This is a genomic window from Flavobacterium sp. (genome assembly GCF_049590715.1).
Classification (GTDB): Bacteria; Bacteroidota; Bacteroidia; order Flavobacteriales; family Flavobacteriaceae; genus Flavobacterium.
Genome location: NZ_JBAWDL010000160.1, coordinates 1 through 2,208 on the forward strand (window position 1 = coordinate 1; position 2,208 = coordinate 2,208).

The 2,208-nt window shown below is 36.3% G+C and carries 2 protein-coding genes; both read right to left on the minus strand.

Going from position 1 to position 2,208, the window contains the following annotated elements:
* The coding region (locus tag WBQ70_RS07380) for a complex I subunit 4 family protein (RefSeq protein WP_423912366.1) at positions 1-729 on the minus strand (729 nt) is incomplete at its 3' end.
* Positions 730-738: 9 nt separating this feature from the next.
* Positions 739-2,208: NADH-quinone oxidoreductase subunit L (gene nuoL / locus WBQ70_RS07385; protein ID WP_423912367.1), on the minus strand; the 1,470-nt coding region annotated here is incomplete at its 5' end.

A 2,208-nucleotide genomic window follows, 5' to 3' on the forward strand; every position in this document is an offset into this window, starting at 1 on the left:
CATAATCCCTGAAAGTAACATCGTACCCACGGTAGGTGCTTTTTGGTACACTTTGGCTTGCCAAGTATGAAAAGGAATCAACGGAATTTTAATAGCATATGCTAAAAAGAAAGCTGCAAAAATCCAAATTTGTTCGTCAACTGTTAAGTCTAAGCTGTATAAATCTTCGATTAATAAACTTCCTGCTTTTTGGTACAAATACACAAAAGCAACTAGCATGAATAACGAACCAGCTAATGTATAGATAAAGAACTTAACTACTGCTTTTTTACGGTCTTCGGCATCACCGTTACCCCAAATCAAAGCAATAAAGTAAATTGGAATCAAAGCTAGTTCCCAAAAGATATAATATAAAAGTCCGTCAGCAGCTAAGAAAGTTCCCGCCATAGCAAAAGCCATGAATAAGATCAAACCATAAATACTTTTGGCATTTTTAAATGTAGTTCCAAAAGAAGATAAGATAATCAACGGAGTCAAAGCGGTCGTCAATATCAACATTGCCAATGACAATCCATCGGCTGCTAAAGCAAATGAGATTTTAGGTTGGTTGACCCAAGGTGCTATAAAACTAATGTTTTCGCCTTGATTGAATACATTTAATAATGCCACACTACATCCCAAAGCAGCCAAACTAAATAGTAACGCTACTTTTGAAGCTAATTTATCTCCTGAAAAATAGGTTATAAAGGCTCCAACTAAAAGGATTATTAATATAAGAGATACGTTCATAGTATAAAATTATTGAGCTAAAAATAAATAGGTTACAATGGCACAAAGTCCTAAAACAAAAGCAAAAACGTATAGTCCAATACTTCCGTTGTGTACTTTTTTTCCTTGATAGCCTAATTCGTTAGTTAATTTTCCAAATCCAAAAACAAGTGATGACAATCCTGTTTCCACTGGATTGATAAACAATCGTGACAAGCTGTTGATTGATTTTACAAAAATCGTATCGTAAATTTCATCAACATAATATTTGTTGTAAAGCGTTTTTGAGAAACCTGTAATGGCTTCATCTGCTTCAGGAACTTGTTTTTGTTTCAAGTATTTAGAGAATGCAATTCCAATTCCGATTAATCCACCTAATACCGCAACTCCCATCAAAGTATATTCAGTGGTACCAAAGTGGTGCGCTTCATGTGCTTCTTTCGTGAATAAAGGGGCTAAGTATCCGTTCAACCAGCTATTCGTTGGTAAACTAATCAATCCACCAATGGCTGCCAAAATTGCCAAAACAATTAATGGGAAAGTGATCAAAGCAGGACTTTCGTGTAAATGACTTTTTTGTTTCTCCGTCCCTCTAAAATCGTTGAAGAACGTCAAGTATAACAAACGGAACATATAGAAAGCAGTAAGTAAAGATGCTAATGATGCTATAAACCAAAGTACTTTATTGTGCTCAAAAGCCACCATCAAGATTTCATCTTTCGAGAAAAACCCTGAAAAAGGAGGAATTCCAGATATTGCTAAAGAAGAAATTAAGAAAGTAAAGAAAGTGATTCCCATCCATTTTTTTAATCCACCCATATTACGCATGTCTTGTTCGCCATGCAAAGCGTGTATCACAGATCCTGAACCTAAGAACAAACAAGCTTTGAAGAAAGCGTGTGTGATTACGTGGAAAACCGCTACTTCATAAGCACCTAACCCTAAAGCCAAGAACATTAATCCTAGTTGCGAAACGGTAGAGTAAGCCAATACTTTTTTGATATCCGTTTGCACCAAAGCAATTGTAGCAGCTACTAAAGAAGTAACAGCACCAACAATCGCAATAATATTTTGAACGTCTGGAGCCAAATCGAATACATAATTCAACCTAGTAATCATAAAGATACCAGCAGTTACCATCGTAGCCGCGTGAATCAACGCCGAAACCGGTGTAGGTCCAGCCATCGCATCAGGCAACCAAGTATATAAAGGTATTTGCGCTGATTTTCCGCAAGCGCCAATGAACAAACAGAAAGCCGCAACAGATAATAATGTCAAATCTAAGTCAGAAGCAGTAGTAATTGCTGTTTTCAAACTTGCATAATCCAATGTTGAAAACATCGAACCTAGGATGAAAATTCCAATTAGTAACCCTAAATCTCCAATACGGTTCATGATAAAAGCTTTCTTGGCTGCATCATTAAAATCTTGGTTTTTATGCCAAAATCCAATTAATAAATACGAACACAATCCAACGCCTTCCCAACCAATGAACAGCAC